General features: G+C 68.2%; 18 protein-coding genes. 13 read left to right on the top strand and 5 right to left on the bottom strand.

What is annotated here, in order from left to right; all coding sequences use genetic code 11:
• Positions 1-41 precede the first annotated feature (41 nt).
• Both Q344_RS0120610 and Q344_RS0120615 read right to left on the bottom strand, forming a co-directional pair.
• Positions 42-800, bottom strand: a complete 759-nt coding sequence (locus Q344_RS0120610; protein WP_028288444.1) for an IclR family transcriptional regulator — start codon at positions 798-800, stop codon at positions 42-44.
• A gap of 85 nt (positions 801-885) precedes the next feature.
• Entirely contained in the window at positions 886-1557 is a 672-nt protein-coding gene (locus Q344_RS0120615) for a DnaA N-terminal domain-containing protein (protein WP_028288445.1), read from the bottom strand.
• A gap of 477 nt (positions 1558-2034) precedes the next feature.
• Here Q344_RS0120615 and Q344_RS0120620 point away from each other — a divergent pair, with 477 nt between their 5' ends.
• On the top strand, positions 2035-3330 hold the full coding sequence (locus tag Q344_RS0120620) for an AAA family ATPase (RefSeq protein ID WP_028288446.1): 1296 nt from the start codon (positions 2035-2037) through the stop codon (positions 3328-3330).
• 10 nt (positions 3331-3340) lie between these two features.
• Positions 3341-4447: a ParB/RepB/Spo0J family partition protein gene (locus Q344_RS0120625; protein ID WP_028288447.1), complete on the top strand. Its 1107-nt coding sequence runs from the start codon at positions 3341-3343 to the stop codon at positions 4445-4447.
• Positions 4448-4635: 188 nt separating this feature from the next.
• Here Q344_RS0120625 and Q344_RS0120630 read toward each other — a convergent pair whose 3' ends face one another.
• The 3 genes from Q344_RS0120630 to Q344_RS0120640 form a co-directional block, all read right to left on the bottom strand.
• Positions 4636-4965 (bottom strand): type II toxin-antitoxin system RelE/ParE family toxin, encoded by a 330-nt coding sequence (locus tag Q344_RS0120630; protein WP_036540175.1) that lies wholly within the window; start codon positions 4963-4965, stop codon positions 4636-4638.
• Positions 4962-5228 (bottom strand): type II toxin-antitoxin system ParD family antitoxin, encoded by a 267-nt coding sequence (locus tag Q344_RS0120635; RefSeq protein WP_028288449.1) that lies wholly within the window; start codon positions 5226-5228, stop codon positions 4962-4964. Before Q344_RS0120635 ends, Q344_RS0120630 begins: the two co-directional genes overlap by 4 nt.
• 116 nt (positions 5229-5344) lie before the next feature.
• On the bottom strand, positions 5345-7186 hold the full coding sequence (locus tag Q344_RS0120640) for a feruloyl-CoA synthase (RefSeq protein ID WP_028288450.1): 1842 nt from the start codon (positions 7184-7186) through the stop codon (positions 5345-5347).
• Between the two features lie 105 nt (positions 7187-7291).
• Between Q344_RS0120640 and Q344_RS0120645 the strand changes: the two genes are divergently transcribed.
• The 11 genes from Q344_RS0120645 to Q344_RS0120695 all read left to right on the top strand — a co-directional run bounded on the left by Q344_RS0120645 (position 7292) and on the right by Q344_RS0120695 (position 17604).
• Positions 7292-8077, top strand: a complete 786-nt coding sequence (locus tag Q344_RS0120645) for a crotonase/enoyl-CoA hydratase family protein (protein WP_028288451.1) — start codon at positions 7292-7294, stop codon at positions 8075-8077.
• Between the two features lies 1 nt (position 8078).
• The gene (locus Q344_RS0120650; RefSeq protein ID WP_036540177.1) at positions 8079-8549 is read left to right on the top strand and encodes a MarR family winged helix-turn-helix transcriptional regulator; all 471 of its coding nucleotides are present in this window, start codon (positions 8079-8081) and stop codon (positions 8547-8549) included.
• Between the two features lies 1 nt (position 8550).
• On the top strand, positions 8551-9429 hold the full coding sequence (locus Q344_RS0120655) for an amidohydrolase family protein (protein ID WP_028288453.1): 879 nt from the start codon (positions 8551-8553) through the stop codon (positions 9427-9429).
• 24 nt (positions 9430-9453) lie between these two features.
• Positions 9454-10578 (top strand): C4-dicarboxylate TRAP transporter substrate-binding protein, encoded by a 1125-nt coding sequence (locus Q344_RS0120660; RefSeq protein WP_028288454.1) that lies wholly within the window; start codon positions 9454-9456, stop codon positions 10576-10578.
• A gap of 50 nt (positions 10579-10628) precedes the next feature.
• Positions 10629-11123: a TRAP transporter small permease subunit gene (locus tag Q344_RS0120665; protein ID WP_028288455.1), complete on the top strand. Its 495-nt coding sequence runs from the start codon at positions 10629-10631 to the stop codon at positions 11121-11123.
• Entirely contained in the window at positions 11120-12421 is a 1302-nt protein-coding gene (locus Q344_RS0120670; RefSeq protein ID WP_028288456.1) for a TRAP transporter large permease, read from the top strand. The genes Q344_RS0120665 and Q344_RS0120670 overlap by 4 nt, the downstream gene beginning before the upstream one ends.
• A 112-nt stretch (positions 12422-12533) precedes the next feature.
• Positions 12534-13265, top strand: coding sequence for a GntR family transcriptional regulator (locus Q344_RS0120675; RefSeq protein ID WP_028288457.1), 732 nt, complete (start codon positions 12534-12536; stop codon positions 13263-13265).
• Between the two features lie 19 nt (positions 13266-13284).
• On the top strand, positions 13285-14688 hold the full coding sequence (gene ligM, locus Q344_RS0120680) for a vanillate/3-O-methylgallate O-demethylase (protein WP_051630953.1): 1404 nt from the start codon (positions 13285-13287) through the stop codon (positions 14686-14688).
• A gap of 130 nt (positions 14689-14818) precedes the next feature.
• Positions 14819-15796, top strand: coding sequence for a TRAP transporter substrate-binding protein (locus Q344_RS0120685; protein ID WP_028288459.1), 978 nt, complete (start codon positions 14819-14821; stop codon positions 15794-15796).
• A 12-nt stretch (positions 15797-15808) separates the two neighbouring features.
• A complete protein-coding gene (locus tag Q344_RS0120690; protein ID WP_036540221.1) occupies positions 15809-16303 on the top strand; it encodes a TRAP transporter small permease in 495 nt (164 codons plus the stop codon).
• Positions 16300-17604, top strand: a complete 1305-nt coding sequence (locus Q344_RS0120695) for a TRAP transporter large permease (RefSeq protein ID WP_028288461.1) — start codon at positions 16300-16302, stop codon at positions 17602-17604. The genes Q344_RS0120690 and Q344_RS0120695 overlap by 4 nt, the downstream gene beginning before the upstream one ends.
• Positions 17605-17907 lie beyond the last annotated feature (303 nt).

The following is a 17907-nucleotide window of genomic DNA, read 5'->3' on the forward strand; positions in this document are numbered from 1 at the left end:
TTCCTCCTCCCGCGCCGAGGCGCGTCAAAATCGTCTCTGAATCAGGCCGTAACGGGCGCCTCCAGCGCGGCTTCGCCACATTCCTCGACCAGCGCGGCGCGGATCATCGCCCCGATCTCGGGCATCCGCGGCAGCACCCGCGGCTCCGGCCCCGCGGCGGTCACCGCGAAGACGCGGCCCCCGATGCGCACCGGCAGCGCCACCCCGCCCAGGTCCGAGGAATAGGCCGAGGCCGACATGAACCAGCCCCGCGCCTCGGCCTCCGCGATCTGCGCGCGCACGGTGTCGGCGTCCATCGGCGTCGTCCGGTTGTATTTCACGTAGCGCACCCGCCGCAGCAGCGCGTCCCGCTCCGCCTCCGGCATCCGCGCCAGCAGCGCCTGCCCAGAGCCGGTCACATGGATCGGCAGCCGCGTCCCGGTCTGTGCCGCGTAGCGCACCAGCTGCGGGCTTTCCCGCACCGCCAGCACGACGACGCTCAGCCCCGAGGCGCCCGCGATCCAGACCGTCTCCCCGGTCTCGTCGCCCAGCCGGTCGATCGCGCGCAGAAGCGCGTCGGGCAGCGGCTCGGCCTCGCTCACCGCCTGCGCCATCGCCAGCCAGCGCGGCGTCGGGTAATAGGCGCCCCGGGTCCGCGGCTCGTAGAGATAGCCCTTTTCCGCCAGCGTAGAGACGATGTTGAAGGTCGAGGACCTTGGCCAGTCGAAATGCGCCATCACCTCGGCCACCGTCGCCGGCGCCTTGCGCGCGGCGAAGAACTCGAGGATCGAAAGCACGTTTTCGGCCTGTCTGACCAGCATGGGAGACTCGCTCAGGTCCAGAATGTTGGCCCCTAAAGTCCACATTTCTGGATGAGACGCAAGGTCAGCTTCCGGTCAGGCGGTCCTAATGCTCGATCCGGACCTCGCCGAGCGTCGGGTCGATCCGGCGGGCCAGGCTGGTCAGCCGGGTCAGGAAATGCGTCCGCACATAGGTTGCATGGAACGCCGAGGGCGCGGCGAGCACCAGCCGCCCCTGCCCCGCCTCGACCTCGCTCAGCCCGTGGAACCAGGCGCCATAGGTCACCGGATCCTCCGCATGGAGCCGGGCCTGCGCCGTGGCCCAGACCCCCTCGCCCGCCATCGGCACGGGGCCCCGCAGCGGCACGACGTTGCTCTCGGGCGCCTCCGGACGCCCGCCGACCCGCTCGACGAAATCCGGCCCGATCAGCGGCCAGGCCGGCCGCGTGTCTTCCATCATCCGCTCGAGGTCGAGGCCGTAGACGCTCAGCCGTCCCCGCGCGCCCTTGCGCTTCTGGACCAGCCAGCCGAGGCCCCGCAGCACCGCCATCTCGCGTTTCACCGTGCGCTCGTCGACCGACCACATCCGCGCGATCTCGCGCTGGCCGACACACAACTCGTCGCGCTGCCAGTTGTAGCGGGCGGTGATCAACGCCATGATCCGCATCACCCGCCGCTGGACGATCTTGTCCTGCGACAGGGCAAAGGCCATCAGCGCCGAAAGAATGTCGTACTTGCGCGCGCCGGCCTGGGGGCCGACCGCCTTGGGCTTCTGCATCACCGTCTCCTGCCGCCGCGTCTTCTCGGTGGAAGATGGGCCTACCTCGTTGCCGGACCGTTGGGGCCTCGGACTGTGGGTCGAGTCGTCTCTCAACGCTCTTCCTCATCTTGGTGGCATTAACGTCCGGTTTCTCGATTCTGTCAAGCGGAGGGTGCCGGAGGGGAATTCCAAACCAATACCATTTCGAAGAAAAGGGTATCCACTGGTATTGGGGGACATCCAGCCTGTCCCCCAATAGACACGAAACGTCCCCTATTCGAGACGATTTCGCTGCCGTCCTGTCCCCTATTCGGGGCCCTTGTCCCCGGCGGTCCAGGTACCGCTCGATTCGGGTCCGAGCCCTGACGAGCCTGGGAAAAACCTTCCCTGCGGGGAAGATCGCACAGGACGCTGATGCCGGTAAACCTTTGTTTTGCGTTTTTCCGAAATCGGGCGTATTTCAGGAAGCACAAAGAATTAACGTTGAGGCGCAGCATGTACGACCATACCGAGCTTGCCCGGCTCCAGGCGCAATCCCTGAAGATGCAGGGCTGGATCCGGCAGCAGACCTTCAGCCCGGAGAACCGCAAGACGCTCCGCCGCTTCTCCTCCTGGGAGGTGGCCGAGCTGATCTTCCGCATCAACCAGTCCACCTTCCGCGGCCGCCTCGCCGCCGACCCCTCCCTTCCCGGCGGGGAGGTCGAGGAGGACGGCCGCCAGCGCTGGTATTCGCTCGACGAGATCAACGAGCTCCGCCGCCGGATGAAGATCAACCGCAAGAGCCTGATGCCCCCCCGCCCCGCCGGCAAGCGCGCCTTCCGGGCCGCGGTCGCCAACTTCAAGGGCGGCGCCGGCAAGTCCACCGTCGCGCTCCACCTGGCCCATGCCGCCGCGCTCGACGGCTACCGCGTCCTGCTGGTGGATTTCGACCCGCAGGCGACGCTGTCGCACTCGATGGGGCTCACCGACGTGGCCGAGGATTACACCGTCTGGGGCATCATGGCGCGCGACCTCATCAAGGAGACCGACCGGATGAACGCCGCCGCCACCGGCGCGGCCTCCGGGACCGCCCTGCCCCAGCGAAAGCTGCCCGCCTCGATCCGCGACATGGGCCTCGACGAGCTGCGCCACGGCGACTTCATCAAGACCACCGCCTGGTCCACGATCGACATCATCCCCTCCTGCGCCAATGCCGCCTTCGTGGAGTTCGCCTCCGCCCAGTACCGGCACCTGAACCCCGAATGGACCTTCTTCGCCGCCGTCTCGCGCTACCTCGACGGGCTGGGCGACGACGATTACGACCTGATCCTCTTCGACTGCCCGCCCGCGATCGGCTACCAGTCGATGAACGCGGTCTTCGCGGCCGACATGCTCTATATCCCCTCCGGCCCCGGCTACTGGGAATACGACAGCACCACCTCCTTCATCGGCCAGCTCTCCGAGGCGCTCGAGGATCTGAGCCACGGCTTCGGCGAAAGCTTCCCCGCGGGGAAGGTCGCGCTGCCGAAAAGCTTCGCCGACATCCGCTTCCTGATGACCCGCTACGAGCCCGGCAACGACCTGCACCGCGCGATGCTTGAAGCCTTCCGCAAGGTTTTTGGCGATCATGTGACGGAGCATCCGATCGAGATGACCCGCGCCGTGGAGCAATCCGGGCGGTTCCTCTCCTCGGTCTACGAGATCGACTACCGCTCGATGACGCGGGAGACCTGGCGCCGGGCGCGCGCCTCCTTCGACCGCGCCTACGAGGAGTTCAAGGGCAACGTCATCGCCGCATGGGACAAGGTGTGAGGGCCGGATCATGGTGAAGAAGAGACGCATGTTCGACATCGAGATGCCGGAGGAGGGGCCGCCCGAAACCTTCCCCGCGGGGAAGGTCGAAGCCCCCTCGGCCGAGCCGCGCCGCCGCGGGCCGATGGCGACCGCCATCGGCGAGACGGCCGAGAGCAGCCGCGAGCGCGCCGAGGTCGAGGCGCAAATCCGGGCCGAGAACGACGCGCTGGCGCATGAGCACGTGAAGCTGAAGCGCCTCGGGCTGGTGCTGGAGCTGGTGCCGCTGGAGGCTGTCGAGACCTCCAAGCTGATCCGCGACCGCGCCGCCGGGCCGGACATGGAGCTTGCCGGGCTCAAGGCCTCGATCACGGAGCTGGGGCTCTCGAACCCGATCCGGCTGGAGGCGCGGCCCGACGGCCGGTTCGAGCTGATCCAGGGCTTCCGCCGTCTGGCGGCCTACCGCGCCTTGCTGGAAGAGACCGGCGATGCCGAGGCCTGGGGCCGCATCCCGGCCGCCGTCAGCCAGCCGGGCGACGACCTCGACGTGCTCTACCGCCGGATGGTGGACGAGAACCTCGTGCGCAAGGACATCTCCTTCGCCGAGATGGCGCAGCTGGCGCTGGACTACGCGGCCGATCCCGGCACGGCGATCGAGGATCCGGACAAGGCGGTGGCGGAGCTCTTCAAGTCCGCGGGCTACCAGAAGCGCAGCTATGTCCGGAGCTTCATCAAGCTGATGGAGCGGATCGGCCCGGCGCTGCAATTCGCGCCGGACGTGCCGCGCGCGCTCGGCCTCGCCCTGGCGCAGCGGCTGGAGGAGGTCGACGGGCTCTCGGGCGTGATCCGGCGCGAGCTGGCGGAGCTCGACAACCGTTCGGTGGTGGACGAGCTCGAGGTGCTGCGGCGCCATGCCGGGATGTCGGAAGGGGCACCGGCCCCCCGGGCGCCGGCGGTGAAACCGGCGGGGGCAGGCGGCAAGGCCAAGACCTCGTTCCAGTTCGACCGGGCCGAGGGGCGCGCGAAATGCACCGCGGCCAACGGACGGCTGGAGGTGCGGCTGGACCGGGATTTCTCGACCATCGACCGGCGGCGTCTGGAAGAGGCGGTGCGCCGGATGCTTGACCAGCTGGAGTGAGCGATCTTCCCCGCGGGGAAGGTTTCGGGGCCGGGGGCAGGGATGCCGCCGGCCCTTTTCCTTTGCGTCGCGGTGCGTGGGGGGGCATGGCGCGCAGGACCTTCCCTGCGGGGAAGGTGGACGCGGCGCCGCGGCGGCGTTGCGAGGGTGCCGTCACCGGAGCCTTCCCCGCGGGGAAGGCTCCGGCCTCAGCCCCGCAGTGCGCGGAGCGCGGCGATCCGGGCCGGCAGGTCGGTGCGAGCGTGCAGGAAGTCGACGAAGATCACCTCTGCCTCGGTCTCCAGGAAGACGGCGAAGTGCTCTCCGGCGCGGGTGAAGCGCAGGCCGGTGGCGGCGCCGTCGTCCAGCAGCAGGGCGCAATCCTGCGTGCTGGCGCGGCCCTCGGCGGCGGCGGTGCAGCGGGCGACAAGCTCTTCCTCGTAGAGCTCCGCCTGGACGGGGCCGAAGGTGTCGAGGGTCCAGAGCGCGATGTCGATCAGGCTGTCCTGGGCGCGGGGCGTCAGGCGCCAGGGCTTCACGGGGCGGACCGGCGGCGTCGGGCTTCGGTAAAGGCGGTGCGGATGGCCTCGGCCCCGGTGCCCTCGGCCCGTGCGCCCGAGAGCGCCTCGTCGAGGCCCGCCCGCAGGCGTTCGCGGAGGGCGAGGGTCTGGCTCTCCTCCAGCTCCAGCAGGCGCAGCCCGGCGCGGAGCGCTTCGGAGGCGTTCTGGTAGCGGCCGGTGGCCACGAGCGATTGCACCAGCGCTTCCTGTTCCGCGGTGAGGACGACGTTGCGGGTGGTCATGGCGCGACTCCTTCGGCTATTGGCAATATATGCCAATGACGCCGCGTGGACAAGGCCGGGCAGGGCAGGGGGCGCGCCGGGGCGGGCGGACCTTCCCCGCGGGGAAGGTTCCGGGGCTAGGCCTCGGCCTCCGCGGGCCGGATCACGCGGGCGTCGTCGGACCAGAGCCGCGCGGCCAGCGCCGCGCGGTTCCGCAGGACCGCGCGCTGGTTGATCGAGCCCTTGTCTGTCACCTCGCCCCGGTCGAACTCCAGCGGCGCGGCGAGGAAGATCATCCGCGTCACCCGGTTGGAGGAGCCGGTCGCGCGACTTGCATGGGCCGCCAGTCGTTCCGCCGCCGCCCGGCGCACCGCGGGATGGTCCAGAAGCGCCACGCCCTGCGTGCCGTCGCCCGCGATCGCGGCCAGGGCGGTCCAGTTGGGCACCACGAGCGCGCCGAGGTCCTCCTGCCCTTCGCCCGCCGCCACCACGTCGGAGGCGAGGCCGCCCAGATCGTCGGTCAGCTGCGCCCGGACCGGCCCGACGGCGACCCAGGTGCCGGAGGCGAGCTTGAAGTTCTCGGCCAGCCGCCCGTCGAAGAGCAATCCCTTCGCGGGGTCGTCGGGATCGGCGAAGCGGAAGGCGTCGCCGAAGCAGTAGAAGCCTTCCTCGTCGAAGGCCTCGGCCGTGAGCGTGTCGTTGCCCCAGTAGCCCGGCGTGATCGAGGGGGACTTGATCCGGCCCTCGAGCTTGTCGCCCTGCGGGACCAGCTTGAAGGTCACCCCGTGGGCCGGGATGCCGAGGTTGCCCGAGGTCTTCTGCCGCTCGGTGCAGCAGAGCGCGAAGGGCCCGGTCTCGGTTGAGCCGAAGCCGGTGGTCAGCAGGACGCCGCCGGGCACCATCTCCTCGGCGACGCGGGTGAGGCGGTCCCAGACCGGCTGGGACATGCCGGCCCCGGCGTAGAAGAGCATCTGGAGGCGGCTGAAGAAGGTCTTGCGGAGTGCGGCGTCGGTCTCGAACGCCTCGAGCAGCATCTGGAAGCCGAGCGGGACGTTGAAATACCAGGTCGGCGCCACCTCGCGCAGGTTCTCGATGGTGCGGGCGATGCCGTCCCGGGTCGGGCGGCCGTCGTCGATGTAATAGGTCCCGCCGTTGGTGTGGACCATGTTGAACACCTTGTTGCCGCTGGCCGTGTGGTTCCAGGGCGCCCAGTCGACCACGACCGGCGGGGTCTTCGTCATGAAGACGAAGCATTGCCGGATGATCTGCTGGTTCGAGACGAGCATCCCGTGGGTCTGGATCACCGCCTTGGGCGTGCCGGTGGTGCCTGAGGTGAAGAGGAACTTGGCCACCGTCTCGCCGGTGATGGCGGCATGGGCCGCCTCGGCCGCCTCGGTCGGGGGCGTCGCGAGGAGGGTGTCGAAGGGGATGACCTTTCGGCCCGGCATCGTGCCGGTGAGGGTGGTGACGGGGATGGAGGCGTCGAAAACAGTCTCTATTGCGGGGGAAAAAGGCTCCAGCCGGTCCGCGAAGATGAGGCCGGGGTGGAGCTGGTCGGCGATGTCGCGGAGCTTGAGATAGTCTCCGCCGGTGAGCGCATAGGCCGGCGCGAGCGCGGCGGAGGGGATGCCGACGTGCTGGGCGCCGAGGGCGATCAGGGCATGGGCGATGGAATTGCCCGAGAGAATCAGCACGGGCCGGTCCGCGGAGAGGCCGAGCCCCAGCAGGGCGGTGCCGATGGCGCGGATCCGGGCGGCGGCCTCGGCATAGGTCAGCTCGATCCAGGCGCGGTCGGGGCCGCGTTCGGCCATCCAGACGGTGTCGGGCGTGCGCGCGGCCCAGTCCATGAACGCGTCGGTGATCGCGGCGGGGCAGGGGTCGAGCGCGCCCTCCTGCCAGACGAGGATGGACCCGTCGGGCCGCGTCTCGCTGCGCACGACGGGGTCCCAGAACATCGCGTCCTGTGCGGTGGCGGTCATGACTCCTCCTTCACTCCCGATCCGGCTTCACGTTGACTCGAATCGCGGATATTGTCTACGTGGAAACAGAATTGCGCCGGCCGAGAGGCGGCGAAGGGAGGACAGATGAGCGGCACCGACGACCTCGTCACCTACGAGATGCGCGGCGATGTCGCGTTGCTGGGGCTCAACCGTCCCGAGAAGCGCAACGCGATCTCGGACCGCTTCGTGGAGGCGATCCACGACGCGGTGACGCGCGCGTCCTCGGAGGCGAAGGCGGGCGTCATCCACGGTCACGGCACCCATTTCTGCGCCGGGCTCGACCTGTCGGAACACAGCGAAAAGCCCTTGTTCGAGGCTGTCAAAGGCTCGCGCCGCTGGCATGCGGTGTTCGATGCGATCGAGCGGGGCACGATCCCCTTCGTTTCGGCCATCAGCGGCGCGGCGGTCGGCGGCGGCTTCGAGCTGGCGGCCGCGACGGCGATCCGGGTGGCGGAGACCAACGCCTTCTTCGCCCTGCCGGAGGGGCAGCGGGGCATCTTCGTCGGCGGCGGCGGCTCGGTGCGGATCGCGCGGCTGATCGGACCGGCCCGGATGGGGGACATGATGCTCACCGGCCGGGTGCTGGATGCGGTCACGATGGAGGCCTGGGGCGGCGTCTCCTACGTGGTCGAGACGGGCGAGGCGGTCGACAGGGCGGTCGAGCTGGCCGACCGCATGGCCGGCAATGCCGAGTTCACCAATTACGCCATTCTCAACGCCCTGCCGCGGATCGCGGACATGTCGAGCGAGGACGGGCTCTTCACCGAGAGCATGGTCGCCTCGCTCGCCACGATGACCCCGGAGGCGAAGCAGCGGCTGAAAGACTTCCTGGAGAAGCGGGCGGCCAAGGTGGAGGCGCCCGGTGGCTGACATGCTGGACCGCGGCACCCATGACGGCGCGGTCCGCTTCGGGCCGCTGGCGGAATCGCTCGGCCTTCTGCTCAGGCTCTCGCAGCTGCACAGCTTCCACGATTTCTACACCGCGCTGGAACGCCACCACGTGCGGCCCGGCGAGATCTCGATCCTGATGATGATCCGGGAGAACCCCGGCATCCGTCAGGGGGTGCTGGCGAGCGCGCTGATGATCAAGCGCGCGCACATGGCCAAGATGGCGCGACGGCTGGAGGATGCGGGTCTGATCGAGCGGAGCGTGCCCCCCGACGACCGCCGCGCGATGGAACTTCGGCTGACCGCGCAGGGAGAGCTGCGGGCCGCCGAGATGACCCCCGATCTGGAAGCGCACGAGGCGCGGAATTTCGGCGGGCTGACCCCGGAGGAGGCGGCGACGCTCAGGACGTTGCTGCGGAAATACCTGGCGCTCGACGCGCCGAAAGAGGACTGACATGAACATCGACGAGCTGGTTGCCATCGACATCCACACCCATGCGGAAGAGCCCTGCTGCGGCCACCGCGACGACGGCTACGACGAGTTCCAGGCCGGCATGGCGAAGTATTTCAAGAACCCGGCCGGCAAGGACGGGATGCTGCCCTCGGTCGAGCAGACGGCGGCGTATTTCCGCGAACGCAGGATCGGCGCAGTGATCTTCCCGGTCGATACCGAACGCGAGACCGGCTTCCGGCGCTATTCCAACGAGGACGTGGCGCGGATTGCCGCGGAGAACGACGATATCCTCATTCCCTTCGCCTCGATCGACCCCGCGAAGGGGAAGGCGGGCGCGCGGGAGGCGCGGCGGCTGGTGAAGGAGTTCGGCGTCAAGGGCTTCAAGTTCCACCCGACGATGCAGGGCTTCTATCCGAACGAGCGGATGGCCTATCCGCTCTACGAGGCGATTGCCGAGGAAGGGGCGATCATGCTGTTCCACACCGGGCAGACCGGGGTGGGATCGGGCATGCGGGGCGGCATGGGGATGCGGCTGAAGTACTCGAACCCGATCCATGTGGACGACGTGGCGGTCGATTTCCCCGACACGCCGATCATCCTGGCGCACCCCTCCTTCCCCTGGACCGAGGAGGGGCTGATGATCGCGCAGCACAAGCCCAACGTCTATATCGACATGTCCGGATGGTCGCCGAAGTACTTCCCGCCGATCTTCGTGCATTACGCGAATTCGATCCTGAAGAAGAAGATGCTCTTCGGGTCCGACTGGCCGGCGATCACGCCGGACAGGTGGCTTGCGGATTTCGAGACGCTCGATCTCCGGGAGGAGGTGAAGCCTCTGATACTCAAGGAAAATGCAGCGAGGCTTCTGAAGTTGATGTGACATGTAGTTCAGGGAGGATGGAACATGTCGGTGATGAAATGGACCGCTGCGGCGGCTGTCGGTCTGATGCTGGGGCTTCCGGCGGGGGCTGACGCGAAGGATCTCAAGATCGCCTCGGGCGCGCCGCCGCCGCACCCCGCGACGAGCCACCTGTACAATGCGCTGGCCGAATACCTGGCGGAAGACCCGAACAAGACCTTCAACGTGATCCAGCTGGGGCCCGAGGTCGTCGGGCTCGGGGCGATGAAGGACGGGCTTCAGACCGGGCTTGTCGACATGGGCAACCTGCTGCCGCTCTACTTCCCGGCCGAGCTGCCGAACTTCGCGCTGGCGGGCGAGCTGTCGCTCTCGGGCAAGGACGCCCATGCCATGGGCGCGGCGCTGACCGAATACACGGTGAACTGCGCCGAGTGTCAGCAGGAGCTGAAGGATTTCGGGATCGTCTACCTCGGGTCCGGCTCCTCCGATCCCTACATGCTGCTGACCAAGACGCCGGTGAAGACGGCCGAGGACCTGAAGGGCCTGCGCCTGCGCTCCGGGGGCGCGCCCTATTCGCGCTTTGCCGAGAACTTCGGCGCGGTGCCGGTGTCGATCAGCGTTCTCGAGACCTTCGAGGCGATGAGCCAGGGGACGATCGACGGGACCATGGCCTCGATCGGCGACCTGCTGGCCTTCCGGCTGGTGGAGCTGGTGAAGGGCGCGACGGCGATCCCGCTCGGCACCTACTTCTCGACCTCGAACTTCGCGACCGCGCAGGCCGCGTGGGACGACATGACGCCGGAGGAGCGCGGCATCCTGCTGGAGGCCGCGAACCGGGCCAACGCCAACTTCACGCAACGCTGGGGCTATGACTTCCCCGGGATCGCGCGCAAGGCGGCCGAGGAGGCGGGGATCGAGTTCGTCGAGGCCGATCCGGCGCTGGTGCAGGCGGCCGCGGATTTCGCCACCGCCGACCGGGAGACGGCGGCGCAGGTCTCGCAGGAGCGGTTCGGGATGGACGACGCCTCGGACCGGGTGGCCGAGTTCATCGCGCTGGTCGAGAAGTGGGAGGCGATCTCGGAAGAGGTCGGCCACGACCGCGACGCGATGGCCCAGAGGGTCTGGGACGAGGTCTGGTCGAAGGTCGACCTCGCGACCTACGGGCAGTGACGGGCAGGGGGCCGCGGGCGATCCGCGGCCCCGTTTCGTTGGGGGGGTTCATGCAGGCAATGGAACGGCTGGCCGACCGGGTGTCGCAGGGCCTCGCCCTGATCGGGGCGGTCGGATTGATGGCGCTCTTGGTGCATGTCGCGGCGGAGGTGCTGGCGCGGAACCTGTTCTCGCGCCCGATCCCGGCGACCAACCAGATCGTGTCGCATTACTACATGGTGCTGATCGCCTTCCTGCCGCTCGCCTGGGTGGAGCGGCAGGGGGCGATGATCTCGGTCGAGCTGACCGAGGGGTTCATGTCGCCGCGCATGAAGCGGGTGAGCGATTTTACCGTCGCGGTGCTGGCGGTGCTGATCTATGCCGCGCTCGCCTGGGTGACATGGGCGGACGCGGTGAAGGCCTGGCGGGTCGGGAGCTTCGTCGACGTGCTGGGCCACCGGCTGGCGATCTGGCCGACGTATTTCCTGCCGCCCCTGGGCTTCGCGCTGGCGGCGCTGGTGATGGTGATGCGGGGCATATCCGCCCTGCGGGGGGATGACGCATGAGTGTCGAGACGGGGTTCTGGGGGATCGGCGTGCTGTTCCTCCTGCTGCTCCTGCGGGTTCCGGTGGCGCTGGCGCTGATCGCGGTGAGCTTCGGCGGCGTGGCCTGGTTGCTGGGGGTGACGCCGGCGCTCGGGATCATGGCGAACACGCCCTATTCCTTCGTGGCGAGCTGGACGATGAGCGCGGTGCCGATGTTCCTGCTCATGGGCTTCGTCGCCTATCACGCGCGGCTGACGGAGGGGCTGTTCACCGCCGCCAAGGCGCTTTTGTGGCGGGTGCCGGGGGCGCTGGCGGTGTCCTCGGTCTTTGCCTGTTCGGGCTTCGCGGCGGTCTGCGGGTCGTCGCTGGCGACCTCGGCCTCGATGGGGCGGATCGCGATTCCGGAAATGGTGCGGGCGGGCTATTCGCCCTCGGTCTCGGCCGGGGCGATCGCGGCGGGGGGGACGATCGGGGCGCTCATTCCGCCGTCGATTCTGATGATCCTCTACGGGGTCTTCGCCGAGACCTCGATCACCGACGTGTTCCTCGGCGGCGTGACGGTGGGGCTGCTGACCGCGCTCGGCTACATCCTCGTGGTCTTCGTCATCGCCGTGGCCCGCCCGGACCTCATCCCGCGCGGACGGCTGGAGGGGGCGCAGGTGCCGCTCTCGCGGGCGCTGAGGGAGGTCTGGCCGGTGGCCGTGCTGATCCTGCTGGTCTTCGGCGGGCTCTTCTCGGGCTATTTCACCGCGACCGAGGCGGGGGCGGTCGGGGCAGGGGGGGCGATCCTATGCGCCGCTCTCGTGGGGCAGCTGAACCGGGAGGTGATGAGGAAGTCGCTGCTCGAGACGCTTTCGACCACCGCGTCGCTCCTGATCATCGGCATCGGCGCGATGATGTTCACCCGGTTCCTGGGGATCACCGGGCTATCGGGCTTCATCGCGCGGACCGTGGGGGCGGCGGATATCGGCTACGTGCAGCTCATGGTGATGGTCGTCATCGTCTACCTGCTGCTCGGCATGGTGATGGAGCCCTTCGGGGCGATGCTGGTCACGCTGCCGGTCTTCCTGCCGCTCCTGAACGCGGAAGGGATCAGTCTGATCTGGTTCGGCGTGCTGGTGGTGAAGCTGCTGGAGATCGGGATGATCACGCCGCCCGTGGGGCTGAACGTCTTCGTCATCCGGAACGTCGCGGCGGAGCATGTGACCACGGCGCAGGTCTTCCTTGGCGTGGCGCCGTTCTTCCTGGCCGATCTTCTGGTGACGGCGCTGATCATCGCCTTCCCGGGGATCGTGCTGGCGCTGCCGGGGCTCTGGTAGGTTCTGTATACAGAATGGGGTGCATTTCAGGTATATGCGCCGCCGAAATCACGGATTGACCAGTTTCTGTATACAGCCTAGCCTTCCCCAGCGACTCATGCCGGGGGAGGACATGAAGCGACCCGAACGCAACGCCCAGTTTGCCCGCGCGCTGATGGAGCTGCGCTCTCTCGTGCTGAAGGGCACCTATCCGGGCGGCGAGCGGCTGCCCGAGACGGTGCTGGCCGAACGGCTCGGCCTGTCGCGCACGCCGCTGCGGCAGGCGATGGACCGGCTGGTCGACGAGGGGCTTCTCGAGCGGAACGAGACCGGGGGCTGCCGCGTCGCGACCTTCTCGATGGACGACATCAAGGACGCGATCGAGCTGCGCGGCGTGATGGAGGGCACCGCCGCCCGGCTGGCGGCCGAGCGGGGGACCGACCCGATGCTCGCCGCCCGCATGTCCGAGGTGCTGGAGGCGCTGGACGAGGCCGTCGCCGGAGAGCTCGACTTCAAGGCCTATGTGACCCTGAACGGGGAGTTCCACGACCTGCTCGCCCGGCTTGCAGGCTCGGCCGTGGTCGCGCGCGAGGTCGAACGGGCGAGCCGCCTGCCCGCGGCGTCTCCGACCGCGTTTCTTCAGGGACAGGTGATGATCCCCGATTTCCGGGACTCCCTGCGCCGCGCGCAGGTGCAGCACCGGGCGATCTTCGAGGCCATCGTGAACCGCGAGGGCGCCCGGGCCGAGGCGCTGGCGCGCGAACATGCGCGGCTGGCGCGCAGCAATCTTGAATACGTGATGAGCGTGGGGCCGGACCTCGTGGAGAGGGTGCCGGGCCTCGCGCTGGTCGCGGAGGACACCTGAGGGAGGAAAGGAAACCCAGATGCCAAGTCTCAACGACGTGATGAAGGACTGGAAGAACCCGGTCGAGATGCTGCGCAATTCGCAGGCCGGGATGTATGTCTATCCGGTGGTGACGCCCGAGTTCCAGAACTGGCGGGACGAGCAGAAGGCCTGGCGCGAAACGGCCGTGCTCTTCGACCAGAGCCACCACATGGACGAGGTGATCGTCGAGGGTCCGCAGGCGACCGAGTTCCTGAGCCATCACGGCATCAACTCCTTCGCCAATTTCGACCTGAACCGCGCGAAGCACTTCGTGCCGGTCACGCCGAACGGCCACGTGATCGGCGACCACATCATCTTCCGCGAGCGCGAGGACAAGTACATCCTCGTCGGCCGCGCGCCGACCTCCAACTGGCTGATGTTCTGCGCCGCCTGGGGCAAGTGGAACGTCCGGCTGCGTCACGACCCGCGCTCGCCCTCGCGCCCCGAGGGCGAACGGGTGATCCGCGAGCATTACCGCTACCAGATCCAGGGGCCGGACGCGCCGAAGATCTTCGAGAAGATGAACGGCGGCCCGGTGCCGGACATCAAGTTCTTCCATGTCGACTGGATCAACATCGGGTCGAAGAAGGTGCAGGCGCTGCGCCACGGCATGTCCGGCGCGCCGGGGCTCGAGGTCTGGGGGCCCTACAAGGACAAGGATTACATCCACTCCACGATCATGCAGGCGGCGAAGGACGCGGGCGTCAGGCTGGTGCAGTGCGGCAGCCGCGCCTATTCCACGAACACGCTGGAATCGGGCTGGATCCCCTCGCCGCTGCCGGGGATCTACACCGGCGACGGGATGCTGAACGATTACCGCGACTGGCTCGGCTCGGACATGTACGAGGCGGCGGGCGCGATCGGCGGCTCCTTCGTGTCGGACAATATCGAGGACTATTACGTCAACCCGTTCGAGCTGGGGTATGATTTCTACATCGGCTGGAAGAAGGACGACTTCATCGGCAAGGCGGCGCTTCAGAAGATGAAGGGCGCAGAGTCCAACCGCAAGAAGGTCACCTTCGAGTGGAACCGCGAGGACGTGCTGAAGGTCATCGCCTCGGCCTTCGAGGAGGGCACGCCCTACAAGTGGATCGACTTCCCGCAGCCGAACTATGCCTCGTCCTCCGCCGACATGGTGATGGATGGCGACAGGATGGTCGGGATGTCGATGTTCAACGGATATTCCTACAACGAACGCTGCCTGCTGAGCCTCGGCGTCGTGGAGCAGTCGGTCAAGGTGGGCGACGTGCTGACCCTGAAATGGGGCGAGCCGGACGACACCGCCAAGACCTCGGCCGAGAAGCACAGGCAGGCCGAGATCCGGGTGCGGGTGTCCGAGACCCCCTATGCCAGGGAGGCCCGCGAAAGCTATGCGGAGAGCTGGCGGACCAAGTCGGCCTGAGGCACCGGGCTATAGCGCGAACTTATCGCGCAACCGGTGAAATGAATTGATGTATCGGACGTGGGGTGACTATCGTCCGGCATCAGGCCCGTCCCCGATGCAGGGGCGGGCCGCCACCAGGGAGGAAAGCATGAAACTCAAGCACCTGTTTGCGGGCGCCGCCGTCGCGGCCGTCTCTGCGCTGCCGCTCGGCGCGACCGAGCTGAAATTCGCCAACTTCACCCCGCCGTTCCACACCATCAACGCCAGCGTCATCGAAAAGATGAACGAGGAGCTTTCGGCGGCCACGGATGGCGCGCTGACGGTGCGCGGCTACCACGGCGGCGAGCTGGGCGCGGGCCCGGTCGAGCAATACGTGCGCGCCGTGCAGGGCGTGGCGGATCTGGTCTGGGGCCTGCCGGGATACACCTCGTCGCAGTTCGAGAAGACGATGATCGCCGAGCTGCCGGACGCGATCCCCCTGGACAAGCCGGGGTACGAGGCGCTCTGGGCGGCCTATGACCAGATCTCGGGTGAGTTCCCGGGGACCAAGCCGATCGCGCTCTGGGGGTCGGAGCCCAACATCTTCATCATGAAGGACGTCGAGATCCGCACGCCCGGGGATCTTCAGGGGCTGAAGGTCCGCGTCGCCGGCGCGACCGCCGCGAAGGTGGCCGAGGCGCTTGGCGCGACGCCGGTGCAGATGCCGATCAGCCAGGTCTACAACGCGCTCCAGACCGGGCTGATCGACGGCGTGATCACCGGCGCCTCGACGCTCTCGGACTTCAAGCTCGACGAGGTGGCGAACAGCTACACGACGGGCGCGAACCTGGGCCGGCTGGTGTTCTACACCGTCATGGGGCAGGGGAGCTATGACGCGCTGAGCGACGAGGAGAAGGCGGCGGTGGATGCCGTGGCCGGGGCCGAACTGTCGCGCAATGCCGAGGAGTCCTGGCAGGCGACGGCGGATGCCGCGCTCAAGGCCGCGAAGGAGTCGGGCGACAACACGGTGATCGAGCTGTCCGACGACGAGGCGCAGGCCTTCTCGGACGCCGTGGCCGACGTGGTGAACGGCTATGTCTCCGAGGTCGGCGGCGAGGACACGCTAGCGGCGATGCGGGGGGAATAGGTGCTTTCCACCATGCGCAAGGTTGCGGACGGGCTCATCGGCCTGTCCGCGGCCATCGGCGCGGCGGCGCTGGTGATCGAGGTGGGGGTGATCCTCGTCGACGTGATCGGGCGGGCCTTCGGGCACCCGATGTTCGGCTCGCAGGACCTCATCACCATGACGATGACGATGCTGGTCTTCGGCGGCATGGCGCTCTGCGACCGGAAGGGGGGCCATATCGCGGTGGACCTCTTCGAACGGAAATTCCCGGGCTGGTTCAACCGCGCGGTCGACATCTTCTCGGCCCTGCTCGGCGCGGTGATCTTCGCCTTCATCGCCTGGGCGATCTGGGACAGCGCGAAGCTGAGCCAGATGCTGAACCTGTCGACCAACCTCCTGCGGCTGCCCAAGGCGTGGTTCCAGTGGGGGATCTGCGTGCTGTCGGTGGTGACCGCCTTCTCGATGGCGCTGCGCGCGCTCGAGCTGACGCTCTCGGGCCGGGACCTGCGCGCGGAGCGGCCCGCATGAGCGCCGGTGCCGTCGGCCTCTGGGGCATCGCCGGTCTGTTCGCGCTGCTGCTGATCCGTGTGCCCGTGGCCTTCGCCATGTTCCTCGTGGGCTTCCTCGGGATCTGGCACCTGAACGGCTGGAACGCGGCCATGGGGCTCCTGGCGTCCGAGACCTTCACGCTGGCCTCGAGCCCCGAGCTTGTCATCATCCCGCTGTTCATCCTGATGGGGAACGTGGCGGGCCACACCGGGATGAGCCGGCAGCTCTATGATGCGGCCTATGCGCTGATCGGGCAGGTGCGGGGCGGCCTCGCCTCGGCCACGGTGATCGGCTGCGGCGGGTTCGCGGCGCTGTCGGGCTCTTCCGTGGCCTCGGCGCTGACGATGGGCAAGGTGAGCCTGGCCGAGATGAACCGCTTCGGCTACGACACGCGGCTCTCGACGGGCGTGGTCGCGGCGGGGGGGACGCTGGGCATCCTGATCCCGCCCTCGACCGGCTTCGTGATCTACGCGATCCTGACCGAGCAGAGCATCGGGCGGCTCTTCCTCGCGGGCGTCTTCCCGGGGCTTCTGCTGCTCACGGCCTTCGTGCTGACGATCACGATCCTCTGCTGGATCCGGCCGGAGTTCGGCCCGGCGGGGCCCGCCACCACGCTGACCGAGAAGCGGCGCGCGCTCGCCGGGGCCTTTCCGATCCTGTCGGTGATCCTGCTGACCATCGGCGGGATCTACGCCGGGTTCTTCTCTCCGGTCGAGGCGGCGGGGGTCGGCGCGGGGCTGGTGATCCTCTACGGCGTGCTCACCCGGAGGCTGGATGTCCGCGCGTTCTGGGCGGCCTGCAAGGACTCCATCGTCACCACGGCGACGGTGATGCTGATCCTGATCGCGGCGCATCTCATCAACCCGTTTCTCGCCCTGAGCCATATCCCGACGGTGGTGGGAGAGGCGCTCGACGCGCTGAACCTCGGCGTGCTCGGGACGCTGGCGGTGATCCTGCTGGTCTACATGATCCTCGGCTGTTTCCTCGAGGGCTTCGCGATGCTGGTGCTGACGCTGCCGATCTTCTTCCCGGTGGTGATGGAGCTGGGCGTGGACCCGATCTGGTTCGGCGTGCTGGTGGTGCTGACGCTCGAGATGGGGCTGATCTCGCCCCCCGTGGGGATCAACGTCTTCATCGTGAAGTCGGTGGCCCCGGATGTGCCGCTGGGTCGGATCTTTCGCGGCGTGCTGCCGTTCTGGGCGGCGATGATGGTGACGCTGGCGGTGCTGGTGGCCTTCCCGCAGATATCGCTGATCCTGCCGGATACGATGTTCAATTGAGGGGTGGGGCCGGGTGAACCCCGCCCTACGGGGGCTTGCTGTGACGACCGTGACCTCCGTAGGCTGGGCTTGAGCCCGGCACGGCGCTGCGGTTGAGCGGTTGACCGAGTCCGGAATCAAGCCCGAAGGGCGCCGGACAAGCGCCGGCCCGTCCCCGCGGGCTGGCGCTTTGGTGACGTAGGCGCCGAGTGTCGGCATGGGCGCTACCACGGCCGGGATAAAGCGCGAGGCTCGGAGGGAGGGAAGCGCCATCCCACGGGCCGGCGCTTGTCCGGCTTGTGCTTGTGGCGAGGGCGGTGGTCC

Origin of the sequence: Pseudooceanicola nanhaiensis DSM 18065 (assembly GCF_000688295.1) — a bacterium.
Lineage (GTDB): Bacteria > Pseudomonadota > Alphaproteobacteria > Rhodobacterales > Rhodobacteraceae > Pseudooceanicola > Pseudooceanicola nanhaiensis.